This window comes from Streptomyces sp. NPDC057694 (genome assembly GCF_042799415.1).
Taxonomy (GTDB): Bacteria; Actinomycetota; Actinomycetes; order Streptomycetales; family Streptomycetaceae; genus Streptomyces.
In genome coordinates, this window is sequence record NZ_JBHVIX010000012.1 from 193,175 (window position 1) to 207,404 (window position 14,230).

The window sequence follows — 14,230 nt, forward strand, 5'->3', positions numbered from 1 at the left end:
AGGGGTCGGGAAGCAGGAGTTTCGGAGGCAGGGAGAGGCCTGTAGGAAGGCCCGAAAAAAACAAGGACAGAAATGGGGGGGGGAGGGGGGGGGCCCCCCCCGGGCTTTCGGGGGCGGCCCCACTCACGTACGACTCGCTGCGGCCTGAGGTCAGCCGGCCGCCGTCGGAACGAACGACGCGAACTCCGCCGCGAGTTCCTCGTGCACACGCGCCTTGAGCAGCGTGCCCTCCGCGGTGTGCTCCTCGGAGATCACCTCGCCCTCGCCGTGTGCCCGCGCGACGAGCTTGCCCTGCGTGTACGGCACGAGCACCTCGATCTCGACCTCGGGCCGCGGCAGTTCGGCGTCGATGAGCGCGAGCAGCTCCTCGATACCGGCGCCGGTACGGGCCGAGACGGCGATCGCGTGCTTCTCGTTGCGCAGCAGGCGCTGGAGGACCAGCGGGTCCGCCGCGTCCGCCTTGTTGACCACCACGATCTCCGGTACGTCGGTGGCGCCGACGTCCCGGATCACCTCGCGCACGGCGGCGAGCTGCTCCTCCGGCACCGGGTGCGAGCCGTCGACCACGTGCAGGATCAGGTCGGAGTCGCCGACCTCCTCCATGGTGGAGCGGAACGCCTCGACGAGGTGGTGCGGCAGGTGGCGGACGAATCCGACCGTGTCGGCCAGCGTGTACAGGCGGCCGCTCGGCGTCTCGGCCCGGCGCACGGTCGGGTCGAGGGTGGCGAACAGTGCGTTCTCCACCAGGACGCCCGCGCCGGTGAGGCGGTTGAGCAGCGAGGACTTGCCCGCGTTCGTGTATCCGGCGATGGCGACCGACGGCACCTTGTTGCGCTTGCGCTCCTGGCGCTTGATGTCGCGGCCGGTCTTCATCTCCGCGATCTCACGGCGCATCTTCGCCATCTTCTCGCGGATCCGTCGCCGGTCCGTCTCGATCTTGGTCTCACCGGGACCACGGGTGGCCATGCCGCCACCGCCGCCGCCACCCATCTGCCGGGACAGCGACTGACCCCAGCCGCGCAGTCGCGGCAGCATGTACTGCATCTGCGCGAGCGCGACCTGCGCCTTGCCCTCTCGGGACTTGGCGTGCTGGGCGAAGATGTCGAGGATCAGGGCGGTCCGGTCGACCACCTTGACCTTGACGACGTCTTCGAGGTGGATGAGCTGCCCGGGGCTGAGCTCACCGTCGCACACGACGGTGTCGGCGCCGGTCTCGAGGACGATGTCGCGCAGCTCCAGCGCCTTGCCGGAGCCGATGTACGTCGCCGCGTCGGGCTTGTCCCTGCGCTGCGTGACGCCGTCGAGGACCAGCGCGCCCGCCGTCTCGGCGAGGGCGGCCAGCTCCGCGAGGGAGTTGTCCGCGTCCTGCACCGTGCCGGACGTCCACACGCCGACGAGGACCACGCGCTCCAGGCGGAGCTGGCGGTACTCGACCTCGGTGACGTCCTCCAGCTCGGTGGACAGACCGGCGACACGGCGCAGCGCCGCACGCTCGGAACGGTCGTACTGATCACCGTCCCGGTCCGAGTCGATCTCGTGGCTCCAGGCGACGTCCTCTTCCATCAGGGCATCGGCCCGAAGACCTTCGGTGTGGTTCTGCGCGAAGCTCTGCGCGTCCTGGGAAGGGGAAGAAGAGGAGGTCATTGGATCCTTTGGGTCGCTGGGATTCGAAAGGTGGCCGGGCTCTCGTCCGACACCTCTGACAACGCTCGGGGCTGCCCCGGGATTCCCGGACGGGCCCGTGCCGTCGACCTGAAGATGGTCGCACGGTACGGGCCGTCTCGTCACCCGGGTTATTTCCCGCCCCGCACGGGTCCAAGCCCGCGCGGGCCGGGCTGTTTCCAGGGGCTACCCGCGGGTCTTGCTCTTCTGTACCGGCGCGGACTTCCAGTCCGGGTGCCCCGGCATGGGCGGCGTCTTCTTCGCGTACAGCCACTGCTGGAAGAAGCCGCTCAGGTCCCGCCCGGCGACCTGGGAGGCGAGGGCGGTGAAGTCCGCGGTCGTGGCGGTGGCGTCACGGTGCGTGGCCACCCACTCCCGCTCCAGGCGCTCGAACTTCTGTGTGCCGATCTCCTGGCGCAGCGCGTACAGGACGAGCGCGCTGCCGTCGTAGACGACCGGACGGAAGATGCTGATCTTCTCGCCGTGCGTGGGCCCCTTGGGGGCGGCCGGCGCTCCCCCGGAGGCGCGCCAGCCGTCGGACTCGCGGTAGGCGTTGCGCATCCGGGTCTCCATCGGCCGGTCGGCCTTCTCCTGCGCGTACAGGGCCTCGTACCAGGTGGCGTGTCCCTCGTTGAGCCAGAGGTCGGACCAGGTGCGGGGGCTGACGCTGTCGCCGAACCACTGGTGGGCCAGCTCGTGCACCATGACCGACTCGACGTACCAGGCCGGGTACTCCTTGCGTACGAAGAGGTCCCTCTCGAAGAGCGAGAGGGTCTGCGTCTCCAGTTCGAAGCCGGTGTTGGCCTCGGCGATCAGCACCCCGTAGTTCTCGAAGGGGTAGCGGCCGATCTTGTTCTCCATCCAGGCGAGCTGTGCGGGCGTCTTGTCGACCCAGGGGCGCAGCGCCTTGACGTCCTTGGTCGGGACGACGTCGCGGACGGGAAGGCCGTGCGGGCCCTTCTGGTGGAGGACGGTGGAGCGCCCGATGGAGACCTGGGCCAGTTCGGTGGCCATGGGGTGGGCGGTGCGGTACGTCCAGTCCGTGGTGTCGCCCGCGCCGGGGGTGAGGGAGGTGGGCAGGCCGTTGGCGACGGCCGTGTCCTTCCGCGGCGTGTTCACGCGGAAGGTGAACATCGCCTTGTCGGAGGGGTGGTCGTTGCAGGGGAACACGCGGTGCGCGGCGTCGGCCTGGTTCGCCATGGCGAGCCCGTCCTTGGTGCGTACCCAGCCCACTTCCTCCTTGCCGGGCATGGGGTCGCTGGTGTGGCGCACGGTGATGTGCAGCGGCTGGCCGGCCACGAGGGGCCGGGCGGGCGTGACGACGAGATCCTCGCCGCCGGTGGCGAAGTCCGCTCGCGCGCCGTTGACCTCGACGGACCGTACGGTGCCGTGCGAGAAGTCGAGATTGACCCGGTCGAGCCGGCTCGTGGCGCGTGCGTCGATCTTGGTGACGGCGTCGAGGGGCTTGCTGTTGTCGCCCTTGTACGTGAACGAGATGTCGTACGCGCGGACGTCGTAGCCGGGGTTGCCGAGGGTCGGGAAGAGCCGGTCGCCGACGCCGAGCGGAGTGGCGGGCTCGGGCGGCGCGGCCGCGGCGAGCAGTGCGACGGAGGCACCGGCGGCGAGCAGCGCGACGGTGCGGGGTGTTCGGGAGCTGAGCAGCATGAACTACGGCTATCAGCGCGGCCCCCGGTGGGTCCGGCGGCACGCGCCGCACCCACCCGAACGAGACCGCGCGGGGACCAGGGCCTGTCCGGCGGATCAGGTCGCGTTCGGGTGGCCCGCGCCCTTCTTTGCTGGTGAGCGAGGCCAGCGGACAGGCCCCAGAGCGCTCCGGCCGCCTAGAGCGCTCCGGCCGCCGTGTGCTGGGCGCGCCCCACGTCGTACACCCCCGGGACATTGCGCATCGCCCGCATCAGGCCCTGGAGGTGGGCGGAGCCGGGGAGTTGGAGCGTGTAGGTGTGCCGGACGCGGCCCTGGGCGGGGGGTTCGACGGTCGCCGAGATGATGGCGACGCCCTGAAGAGCTATGGCTTCGGTCAGGTCGGCGAGCAGGTGCGGGCGGCTGAAGGACTCGGCGAGCAGGGTGACGCGGTACTCGGCGGTCTCGGCGTCGGCCCAGCGCACGCGGACCTCAGGCCGTCCCGCTCCGGTCATGCGGGCCACCGCGGGGCACTCCACGCGGTGCACGGTGACGGCGCCGCCGCGGACAGCGAAGGCGGTCACCTCGTCGGGCGGTACGGGCGTACAACAGCCTGCTAGGCGGACGGTGGCTCCGGGCTGGTCGACGACGGCGTTCGCCGCCGAGGGGCGCGCCGAGGGGCCGCTGTAGGGGGCGCGCGGAGCGGACTCCGGGGCGCTCGGGCCCTCGGGGTGCGCGGTGAGCCAGCGGCGGATGGCGATGCGCGCGGCGGGCGTACGGGCGTGGTCGAGCCAGTCGCGGGACGGCTCGGAGGCGGCGGCGCCCTCCATGCGGTCCATGAGGGGCTGGACCGTGTCGCCGTCCTTGAGGACCGTGCTGAGCGTCGCCAGGCGGCCGTTGACCCGGGCGCCGATGACGGCGTGGGCGTCCTCGCCGTACTGCGCGTAGGCGGCGTCCACACAGCTGGCGCCCGCGGGCAGGCCGATGGTGCCGCCGTCGGGCCGGAAGACGGTGATCTCGCGGTCCTGGGCGAGGTCCTCGCGCAGCGTCGACCAGAAGGTGTCGGCGTCGGGAGCGGACTGCTGCCAGTCGAGGAGGCGGGAGAGCCAGCCCGGCCGGGTGGGGTCGGAGCGCTCGCCCAGGGTGTCGAGGTGCTCCTCGGCGGAGGGGGCGTAGGGATTGCCGAGCGCGACGACCCCGGCCTCGGCCACCTTGTGCATCTGGTGCGTGCGGATGAGGACCTCGGCGACCTCGCCGTCGCCGCGGGCCACCGCGGTGTGCAGGGACTGGTACAGGTTGAACTTCGGGACGGCGATGAAGTCCTTGAACTCCGAGACCACGGGCGTGAAGCAGGTGTGCAGCTCGCCGAGGACGCCGTAGCAGTCGGCGTCCTCGGTGACGAGGACGAGCAGGCGGCCGAAGTCGGCGCCGCGCAGCTCGCCGCGTTTGCGCAGCACCCGGTGGACGGACACGGCGTGCCGGGGCCTGATGAGGACCTCGGCGCTCAGCCCGGCCTCGCGCAGCACACCGCGCACCTCGTCGGCGATCTCCGCCAGGAGGTTCTCGGGCCGGGCGGTGTCGGCGGCGATGAGGGTCTGCGTCTGCCCGTACTCCTCGGGGCGCAGGATGGCGAAGACGAGGTCTTCCAGCTCGGTCTTCAGGGCCTGCACGCCGAGGCGCTCGGCGAGCGGGATGAGGACGTCGCGGGTGACCTTGGCGATGCGCTCCTGCTTCTCCTGGCGCATGACGCCGAGGGTGCGCATGTTGTGCAGGCGGTCGGCGAGCTTGATCGACATGACGCGGACGTCGTTGCCGGTCGCGACCAGCATCTTGCGGAAGGTCTCGGGCTCGGCCGCGGCGCCGTAGTCGACCTTCTCCAGCTTGGTCACGCCGTCGACCAGATAGGCGACCTCCGTGCCGAACTCGGTGCGCACCTGGTCGAGCGTGACGTCCGTGTCCTCGACGGTGTCGTGGAGGAGGGAGGCGGTCAGCGTCGTGGTCTCCGCGCCCAGCTCGGCCAGGATCAGCGTCACGGCCAGGGGGTGGGTGATGTACGGCTCACCGCTCTTGCGCATCTGGCCGCGGTGCGAGGACTCGGCCAGGACATAGGCGCGGCGCAGCGGCTCCAGATCGGCGTCCGCGTAGTTCGCCCTGTGGGCCTCGGCCACATGGCCGATGGCGTCCGGCAGCCGGTCCCGGCCGGCCGGTCCGAGGAGCGCTGCGCGGCCGAGACGTCGCAGGTCGATCCGGGGACGGCCACGCCTTCGCTGGGCTCCGGGCGTGATCGGCCCCGGGGTCGCGGGGTTGGTCGCCTCCGCACTCATGAGCACCTCCGGCTGGGTCGACCGGTGGCGGGCTGGCAGGGGCACCCGTCCGGACCGGTGCTTGATGCTACCGAGCCCATCACGTGCTGCAGTCCCGCTCTCGCCCAGCGTGAAACGGATCACCCATTCGAGCGACAGTTCACGGGTTTACGATTTCGATGGCCGCGAACCAGTCCGCGTCGATCTCGCCCTGGGCCACGATCACCGCCGGTCCGGTCATCTCGATCTCGCCGTCGGGCCGCTCGGTGATGGTCAGCCGGCCGCCGGGCAGATCGATCTCGTACGTCACAGGGGTCCCGGTGACGGTGGGGTCGGCGCCGTCGCGACGGGCCGTGGCGACGGCCACCGCGCAGGCGCCGGTGCCGCAGGAGCGGGTCTCGCCGGAGCCCCGCTCGTGCACGCGCATGGCGACGTGACGCGGGCCGCGGTCGACGACGAACTCCACGTTCACCCCCTGCGGATAGGCCTCGGCCGGGGCGAACGGCGGCGGGTCGAGCAGTCGGCCCGCGTGCGCGAGGTCGTCCACGAAGGCGACGGCGTGCGGGTTGCCCATGTTCACGTTCAGGGCGGGCCAGGAGCGGTCGTCGACGGTGACGGTGACGTCGCCCGGGGGCAGCACCGCCCGGCCCATACCGACCGTGACCAGGCCTTCCTTGTCGATGTGGACCTTCTTGACGCCGCCGCGGGTGGCCACGGCGAGGTCGCCCTCGCCGATGTGTCCGGCGTGCTGGAGGTACCGGGCGAAGACCCGGACGCCATTGCCGCACATCTCGGCGATCGAGCCGTCGCCGTTGCGGTAGTCCATGAACCACTCGGCCTCGTCGGCCAGGTGCCGCGCCTCGATGTGGGCGGCGGAGCGCACGACGTGCAGGACACCGTCGCCACCGAGACCGGCGCGGCGGTCGCAGAGCGCGGCCACGGCCGCCGGGGGCAGCTCGATCGCGTTGTCCGGGTCCGGGATGATCACGAAGTCGTTCTCGGTGCCGTGGCCCTTCAGGAAGGGCAGCGGGCGGCGCGGAGCGCCTCGGCCGAGGTCGGCGGCGGACGACGGGTGGTCGGTCATTTCTCGATCGTACGAGATCGGTCCGACAACCCGGGAAGCGGTGCGCTCTCAGCGCAGCCGGGCCACCCGCCAGACGGCGAGCACCGTCACGGCGGCCACCACGACCACGTACGCGGCCACGACCCGCCAGTCGGCCCAGCGGCCGGAGCCGCGCGGCGGGAGCCCGGGCAGCGAGTAGCCCACCCGACGGGCGGCCATCAGGCCCCAGCCCGCCGCGCAGGAACTGATCAGCAGGCCCAGCATGGCGACGACCGCGCCGCCGTCGCCGAACTCGAAGAACAGCGGGAACGCGAACATCAGGGAGCCGAGGGTGGCGAGCATCACGATGGGCGCGAGCTGCCAGATCCGGAGCCTGCGCTGCGGGCGCAGCTCGACCTCGACCTCCGCCGCCTCGTCGTGCGCGGCGATCTCGTCGGGCGTGGGGCCGTCCGCGATCACTCCGTCCGGGGTCGTCCCAGGACCGTCGGAACTCAGCTGCTCTCCGCCTGGTGCGGTGTCTCGAGGGCCGGCCTCCATCGCCACGCGCCCTCCCACTCCGGACTGTCTCGGTCGATCGAGGTCGATGATGGCACGGCCGCGGGGGCCGGGATGACCGCCCGGGCGTCCCGATGCCATCACGTGATCAGGCTGTAACCGGTCGTTCGACCAACGCCATTGCGCGCGCCGGGAGTTCCGCACGATCGGCCACGGCCCCACTGAGCCAATGCACCCGTGGGTCACGGCGGAACCATGAGTCCTGGCGGCGCGCGAAGCGCTTGGTGGCGCGGACGGTCTCCGTGCGCGCCTCCTCCTGCGTGCACTCTCCGGCGAGTGCGGCGAGGACCTGCTGGTAGCCGAGCGCGCGGGACGCGGTACGGCCCTCGCGCAGCCCCTGGGTCTCCAGGGCGCGCACCTCGTCGACGAGTCCGGCGTCCCACATGCGGTCCACGCGTGTGGTGATGCGTTCGTCGAGTTCGGGCCGCTCGACGTCGACGCCGATCTGGACGGTGTCGTAGACGGAGTCGTGTCCCGGCAGGTTGGCCGTGAAGGGCTTTCCGGTGATCTCGATGACTTCGAGGGCGCGCACGATGCGCCGTCCGTTGCTCGGCAGGATCGCGGTGGCGGCCTCGGGGTCGGCGGTGGCGAGGCGGGTGTGCAGGGCGCCGGAGCCGTGCTCCGCCAGCTCCGCCTCCAGGCGGGCGCGGACCTCGGGGTCGGTGCCGGGGAACTCCATCTTGTCGACGGCGCCCCGCACGTAGAGCCCCGACCCTCCTACGAGGATCGGCCAGCGGCCCTCGGCGAGGAGGCGGTCGATCTCGGCGCGGGCGAGCCTTTGGTACTCGGCGACGCTCGCCGCCTCCGTGACGTCCCAGATGTCCAGGAGGTGGTGCGGGACTCCGGCGCGCTCCTCGGGCGTCAGCTTGGCGGTGCCGATGTCCATCCCTCGGTACAACTGCATGGAATCGGCGTTGACGACCTCACCGCCGAGTTCTTTGGCCAGGAAGACGCCGAGATCCGACTTTCCCGCCGCGGTGGGACCGACGACGGCGATGACCCGCGGGGCGGGAGCTGCGCTACTCACGGCCCCAGTCTCGCAAACCACGGCACCACTTCTCGAATGAGCTACGTGACGGGGCAGGTTCGGGGTCGTTGCCTGTTGCGAGGTTCCAGCCGCCGGTTTTGCGGACCGGTGACCCGGGCGACGCAATGGGACGCACCGGGCAGGGCGGGGATTTCGCCCACACGAGTAACGTATGGAGTTGAAATGGGCGTTTTTGCCATTTTCCGCCGTAAGGCCAAGGACACCGAGGATGTGTCGACCGCCGAGGGCGGTGCTGCCACTCTGACGGCCGAGCCGGAGGCGGAGGGCACCTCGGACGCCGAGTCGGCTCCTGAGCCCGCTGAGGCCGCGTCAGTGGCCACGGACGAGCCGTCGGCCGCGGAGGCGGAGACCGCCGAGGGTGCGGATGCGGGCGAGACGGCCGAGGCCGGTGCGGCCGCTGTGGAGATTCCGAAGCAGCAGTCGGCGCAGCAGGCGGCCGACAACGAGGCCGGCGAGGGCGCCCGCAAGTAGCTCGCCCCGGCACACATGGCGGACGGCCGCGAAGCCTTCGGGTTTCGCGGCCGTCGCCATGTGCGGGTGCCGGTCGCCGGCTGATGGGCGGGCTATGTCCAGGAGGCGACGAAGTAGCCGACTCCGTAGGGCGCGTCCTCGTAGAGCAGATCGCCCGTGCCGCGGTCGCCGCCCTCCCAGGCCGCCGAGAGGATCTGCCACGGGTCGCGGCCGGAGATCTTCAGCTCGCGTGACAGATCGGCGTCGAGCCGCGCGAGCGTGCCGTCGGAGTCGAGGTCGCGCAGGGCGGCGGCGATCAGCGTGTCCACGCCCTCGGCGCGCTCGTCCAGATAGCCGGGGGCCTTCACCGTGCGGCAGGCCGTGCCGTCGCCCATGACGAGCAGGCCCACGCGGTCGGCAAGGGACGCCAGGTGCACGCCGTCCTCGCCGTTGACCGTCCGGGACCGGCCGCCCTCCACCTCGTATCCGCGCACGGGACCGTTCCAGCCCGCACGCGTGAGCAGCCACGCGCCGACCGCGAGGGACGGCGGCAGCGTGGCGTCCGGGATGCCGGAGGGCGTGCCGAGGACGACGTCCGCGTCGACGCCGAAGGGGCGGAAGGAGCCTCGGGCGCCCGCCTCGTGGAAGGCCGTGCGGGTGCCTTCGCCGACGACCACGATCAACTCCGGCGCGGCGGCGACGACCTTGGCGAGCGCCGCGTCGCAGGCCGCGCGCGCGGCGTCCAGCTCCGGGGCCGCCCCGGCGGCGACCTCGGGCACGAGCAGCGGCGGGCAGGGGCAGACGGCGGCGGCGACAAGCATGATCGTCAGCCTACTGCGGCCGCTGTCCGGCGCGCCGGTCAGTCGACCGCGCAGCCCCCGGTGACCGCCGGCAGCGGCTCGGGCACGCCGATCTTGGGCAGGCCGAGGAGGACGCCCTGCTGCTTGTCCTGCGTCTCCTTGGTGCGCTTCTCCCAGGCGTCGCCCGCGCGCGTGGAGCGCACGTTCAGGACCGCGCCCTCGGCGAGCAGGTGGTGCGGGGCGGCGTAGGTGATCTCGACCGTGACCACGTCGCCGGGGCGGACCTCCTGGTCCGGAGCGGTGAAGTGGACCAGGCGGTTGTCGGGGGCGCGGCCGGAGAGGCGGCGGGTGGCGCCGTCCTTGCGGCCCTCGCCCTCGGCGACCATGAGGTCGAGCGTGCGGCCGACCTGCTTCTTGTTCTCCGCCCAGGAGATCTCCTCCTGAAGGGCGACCAGACGCTCGTAGCGCGCCTGCACGACCTCCTTGGGGATCTGGCCCTCCATGGTGGCGGCCGGGGTTCCGGGGCGCTTGGAGTACTGGAAGGTGAAGGCGTTGGTGAAGCGGGCCTCGCGGACCGCGTGCATGGTCTGCTCGAAGTCCTCCTCGGTCTCGCCGGGGAAGCCCACGATGATGTCCGTCGAGATCGCCGCGTCCGGCATGGCGGCGCGGACCTTCTCGATGATGCCGAGGAAGCGCTCCTGACGGTACGAGCGGCGCATCGCCTTCAGGACGGTGTCCGAGCCGGACTGCATCGGCATGTGCAGCTGCGGCATCACGTTCGGCGTCTCGGCCATGGCGGCGATCACGTCGTCGGTGAAGTCGCGCGGGTGCGGCGAGGTGAAGCGGACCCGCTCCAGGCCCTCGATGGAGCCGCAGGCGCGCAGCAGCTTGCTGAAGGCCTCGCGGTCGCCGATGTCGCTCCCGTAGGCGTTGACGTTCTGGCCGAGGAGGGTGATCTCGGAGACGCCCTCGCCGACCAGGGCCTCAATCTCGGCGAGGATGTCGCCGGTCCTGCGGTCCTTCTCCTTGCCGCGCAGCGCGGGGACGATACAGAAGGTGCAGGTGTTGTTGCAGCCGACCGAGATGGAGACCCAGGCCGCGTAGGCGCTCTCGCGGCGGGTGGGCAGCGTGGAGGGGAACGCCTCCAGGGACTCGGCGATCTCCACCTGCGCCTCTTCCTGGACGCGGGCGCGCTCCAGGAGGACGGGCAGCTTGCCGATGTTGTGCGTACCGAAGACGACGTCCACCCAGGGCGCCTTCTTCACGATGGTGTCGCGGTCCTTCTGGGCCAGGCAGCCGCCGACGGCGATCTGCATGCCGGGGCGCGTGGTCTTGCGCGGGGCGAGCCGGCCCAGGTTGCCGTAGAGCTTGTTGTCGGCGTTCTCCCGCACCGCGCAGGTGTTGAAGACGACCACGTCGGCGTCGCCGTCGGAGCCCTCGGGGGCGCGGACGTATCCGGCGTTTTCCAGGAGGCCGGAGAGGCGCTCGGAGTCGTGGACGTTCATCTGGCACCCGTAGGTGAACACTTCGTACGTCTTGGGGTCCGCTACGTCCACTGCCTGGCTCCGGTCGCTGCTGCTGGTCATGCACACAAGGGTAGGCCGTTGGGGGCACGCCCCGGCGCCGAGCCCGCCGGGGCCCCCGTCTCACGGCTTGACCTCGGCGTCCTCCGGGATCTCGCGCTCGCTGCCCTCGACCAGGAAGCCGCCCGACTGGTGCAGCCACAGCTTGGCGTAGGTGCCGTTCGCGGCGAGCAGGTCGTGGTGCGTGCCCTGCTCGATGACCTCGCCGCGGTCCAGGACGACGAGGCGGTCCATGCCGGCGACGGTGCTCAGGCGGTGCGCCACCACCAGGGCGGTGCGGCCCTCCATCAGGCGCCACAGAGCTTCCTGGACGAGCCGTTCGCTCTCGGAGTCCAGGGCGCTCGTCGCCTCGTCGAGGATCAGGACGGGGGCGTCGCGCAGGATGGCGCGGGCCAGGGCGACGCGCTGGCGCTGTCCGCCGGAGAGCTTGACGCCGCGCTCGCCGACCAGGGTGGCGAAGCCCTCGGGCAGAGTGTCGGCGAACTCCGTGACGTGGGCCGCCTCGGCCGCGCGGCGGATCTCCGCGTCGGTGGCGCCGGGGCGGGCGAAGGCGATGTTGTCGCGCAGGCTGCGGTGGAACATGGCCGGGCTCTGGGGCACGTACGCGATCTGCTCGCGCAGGTCCCGCTGGCGCAGCCCGCTGATGTCCTGGCCGCCGATGCGGATCCGGCCGCCCTGGATGTCCGACATGCGCAGGAGCAGCCGGGTCAGGGTCGTCTTGCCGCCGCCGGACCGGCCGACGAAGCCGACCTTCGCGCCGCCGGGCACCTCCAGGTCCAGGCCGTGGAAGAGCCGGGGCGCGCCCGCGTGGGCGAAGGTCACCTTCTCGAAGCGGACGTCGGTGCGGCCGGGCAGCGCAGGGCGGGGAGCGGGCGGGTCGAGGACGGTCGCCGGGACCATCAGCAGCTCCGTGAACTGGGCGGCCTCCGTCGTCGAGCTCTCCAGGCGGCGGTAGATCTGGTTGAAGTCGAACATGATCCGCGTCGCGTTCGAGTAGTACGTGAACGCCACCACGACGCCCTCGACGCCGTGGCCGCCGCCGAGCGTGACCGCGAGCAGCAGGCCCAGCGCGTTGGTGAGCACGGACAGCGGGGCGACGACGGTGTCGATGCGCAGATTGCTGTAGTCCCACGACTTGAGCATCCAGCGCTGCGACTCGGCGACCCGGCTGCGGTGCTCGGCGGCCTCCCGGTCCTCGGCGGCGAACGCCCGGATCGTCTCCATGTTCGACAGGCTGTCGGCGACATGGCCGGACACCCGGGCGATCGCCGCCTCCCGCGCGTTGACGATCCGCTGCCTGCGCCGGATCAGCGGGGCCACGGCCACACCGGTCAGGGCGATCATCGCCAACAGGCCGACGACGAGCCAGGGTTCGTAGCTCCAGAGCACCACCGAGCCGAACATCAGGGGGACCAGGCTCCCGGTCACCTGGAAGACGAGGGTGTCGGCGAACTCCTCGAAGCGGACGGCGAAGCTGGAGACCCGCTTGGTCAGTGATCCGGCGAAGTTGTCGTGGAAGAACGTGGCGTCCTTGGCGTACAGCTCGTCCATGCCGTAGACGTACAGCCGCTCGACGCCCTGGGCGTCCACCCGGTTGAGGCAGTGGATGCCGATCCGCCACATCGTCTCGGCGAGCAGCAGGACGCCGGCGAAGGCCGCGACGTACGGCAGCGCGTCCCCGGCGTCGATCGCGCCGCCGCCGGCGAAGCGGCCGACGAGATGGGCGACGACCAAGGGCGCGACGTAGTTGATGCCGACGTTGCCCAGCGCGGGCAGCAACATCGCGGGCACGGCCAGCCGGCGCTGCCGGGCCATTTCACGGATGTAGATGCGCCAGACGAGCAGCACCGCGCTGCGGCGCGGTGCTGTGCTCGGTGCTCCGGGCGACTCCAACTTCCCACCCCTGTCCTGTAGATGGACGACCGGACGGACGTCCAGGTGGACGGCCCCGGCCGATGCGCCCGGGGTCGACAGGGTGGGAAGTCTCCCGCGCTCGTGGCGGCGGGGTCCAAGGGTTTTTCGAGTGCCTTGTCCGGCTTGTTCTGACCTCCCGGCGTCACCGGGTCGGGGGCAGCGGCACCCCCTTCTCCCGTGCCGCGTCCGTCAGTTGGGCCCAGACCTTGGGGGCTACGGGGATGCCCCGCTCCCCGCGTTCCCCGGCCGTCGCCGCGCTGCGTTCACCCGGATAGTGGACGGCGTCCGCGCCATCGGCGACCGGGAGGCCCTTGAGGGTCTCCAGGGTCGCGTCGACGTCGGCGACGAAGCCGTCCGCGCCGCCGAAGGCCGCCGGGTCCACCGCGATGAGCAGGGCGTTCTGGCGGTGCTTGCGGCCCGCCGGATCGTCGGAGTGGAAGGCCGCGAAGATCGGGGCGCCGACCAGGACGCTGGTGAGCAGTTCGAAGGCGAGGGACATTCCGGAGCCCTTGGCGCCGCCCAGCGGCAGCGGCATCACGGCCTGCTCGGGGTCGGTGGTCGGGGTGCCGTCCGCGGTGGCCGCGGCGCCCTCGGGCAGCACGGTGCCGCTCGCCTTCGCCTGCCGGATCCTGCCGAGGGCGATGGTGGCGGTGGCCATGTCGAGCAGGAGCGGGGCATGTTCGCGCGCGGGGACGGCGATGGCGAGCGGGCTGGTGGCGACGGCCGGTCCCTTGACTCCGGTGTAGCCCATGTTGGGCATCCCGGCGACGAAGCCGATGCCGACGAGCCCCGCCTCGGCGATCTTCGACACGTAGTAGCCGATGGCGCCGGTGTGCACGGTCTGCCGTACGCCGACGGAGGCGATGCCGTTCGCCCGCGCGCGGGTCACCGCCTCCTCGGCGGCGGCGGTCAGCGCGACCGGTCCGGGCGCGCGGTCGGCGTCGAGGACGGCGGCCCCCGGAACGGTCGAGTCGAACTTCAGCTCGGGGGTGGCGTTGGCGACGCCCTTGGCGAGCAGGTCGAGATAGGCGGGCACGCGCGCGATGCCGTGCGATTCGACGCCGCGCTGTGCGGCCCAGACGAACACGTCGGCCGTGGTGGCGGCGTGCTCGGCGCTCAGGCCGCCCTTCTCGAGGAGGGCGGCGGCGAAGGTGCGCAGGTCGGCGGCGGCGACCAAAGTCTTGTCGGGCATGGTGACGGGTCCTTAACGA

General features: G+C 71.8%; 11 protein-coding genes. 1 reads left to right on the plus strand and 10 read right to left on the minus strand.

Annotation, left to right across the window (positions count from 1 at the left end; genetic code table 11):
• Positions 1-150: 150 nt before the first annotated feature.
• The 6 genes from hflX to miaA all read right to left on the minus strand — a co-directional run bounded on the left by hflX (position 151) and on the right by miaA (position 8,251).
• Positions 151-1,644, minus strand: coding sequence for a GTPase HflX (gene hflX / locus ACFVDP_RS25270; RefSeq protein WP_383493726.1), 1,494 nt, complete (start codon positions 1,642-1,644; stop codon positions 151-153).
• 204 nt (positions 1,645-1,848) lie between these two features.
• Positions 1,849-3,327 carry a M1 family metallopeptidase gene (locus ACFVDP_RS25275; protein ID WP_383493729.1) on the minus strand — a complete coding sequence of 493 codons (1,479 nt, stop codon included), beginning with the start codon at positions 3,325-3,327 and terminating at the stop codon, positions 1,849-1,851.
• A 176-nt stretch (positions 3,328-3,503) separates the two neighbouring features.
• Positions 3,504-5,627, minus strand: coding sequence for a RelA/SpoT family protein (locus tag ACFVDP_RS25280; RefSeq protein ID WP_383493732.1), 2,124 nt, complete (start codon positions 5,625-5,627; stop codon positions 3,504-3,506).
• A 139-nt stretch (positions 5,628-5,766) separates the two neighbouring features.
• Positions 5,767-6,690 (minus strand): diaminopimelate epimerase, encoded by a 924-nt coding sequence (gene dapF, locus ACFVDP_RS25285; RefSeq protein ID WP_383493735.1) that lies wholly within the window; start codon positions 6,688-6,690, stop codon positions 5,767-5,769.
• 48 nt (positions 6,691-6,738) lie between these two features.
• Complete coding sequence (locus tag ACFVDP_RS25290) at positions 6,739-7,206, minus strand: hypothetical protein (protein WP_383493929.1); 468 nt, start codon at positions 7,204-7,206, stop codon at positions 6,739-6,741.
• Positions 7,207-7,312: 106 nt separating this feature from the next.
• Positions 7,313-8,251: a tRNA (adenosine(37)-N6)-dimethylallyltransferase MiaA gene (gene miaA, locus ACFVDP_RS25295; protein ID WP_383493738.1), complete on the minus strand. Its 939-nt coding sequence runs from the start codon at positions 8,249-8,251 to the stop codon at positions 7,313-7,315.
• Positions 8,252-8,434: 183 nt separating this feature from the next.
• Here miaA and ACFVDP_RS25300 point away from each other — a divergent pair, with 183 nt between their 5' ends.
• The gene (locus ACFVDP_RS25300; RefSeq protein ID WP_383493741.1) at positions 8,435-8,743 is read left to right on the plus strand and encodes a hypothetical protein; all 309 of its coding nucleotides are present in this window, start codon (positions 8,435-8,437) and stop codon (positions 8,741-8,743) included.
• 92 nt (positions 8,744-8,835) lie between these two features.
• Here ACFVDP_RS25300 and ACFVDP_RS25305 read toward each other — a convergent pair whose 3' ends face one another.
• The 4 genes from ACFVDP_RS25305 to ACFVDP_RS25320 form a co-directional block, all read right to left on the minus strand.
• On the minus strand, positions 8,836-9,543 hold the full coding sequence (locus ACFVDP_RS25305; protein WP_383493744.1) for a class III extradiol dioxygenase subunit B-like domain-containing protein: 708 nt from the start codon (positions 9,541-9,543) through the stop codon (positions 8,836-8,838).
• A 38-nt stretch (positions 9,544-9,581) separates the two neighbouring features.
• Entirely contained in the window at positions 9,582-11,108 is a 1,527-nt protein-coding gene (gene miaB / locus ACFVDP_RS25310; RefSeq protein WP_383493747.1) for a tRNA (N6-isopentenyl adenosine(37)-C2)-methylthiotransferase MiaB, read from the minus strand.
• Positions 11,109-11,168: 60 nt separating this feature from the next.
• The gene (locus ACFVDP_RS25315; protein ID WP_383493932.1) at positions 11,169-12,920 is read right to left on the minus strand and encodes an ABC transporter ATP-binding protein; all 1,752 of its coding nucleotides are present in this window, start codon (positions 12,918-12,920) and stop codon (positions 11,169-11,171) included.
• 241 nt (positions 12,921-13,161) lie between these two features.
• The gene (locus ACFVDP_RS25320) at positions 13,162-14,211 is read right to left on the minus strand and encodes an Ldh family oxidoreductase (RefSeq protein WP_383493750.1); all 1,050 of its coding nucleotides are present in this window, start codon (positions 14,209-14,211) and stop codon (positions 13,162-13,164) included.
• Positions 14,212-14,230: the final 19 nt, after the last annotated feature.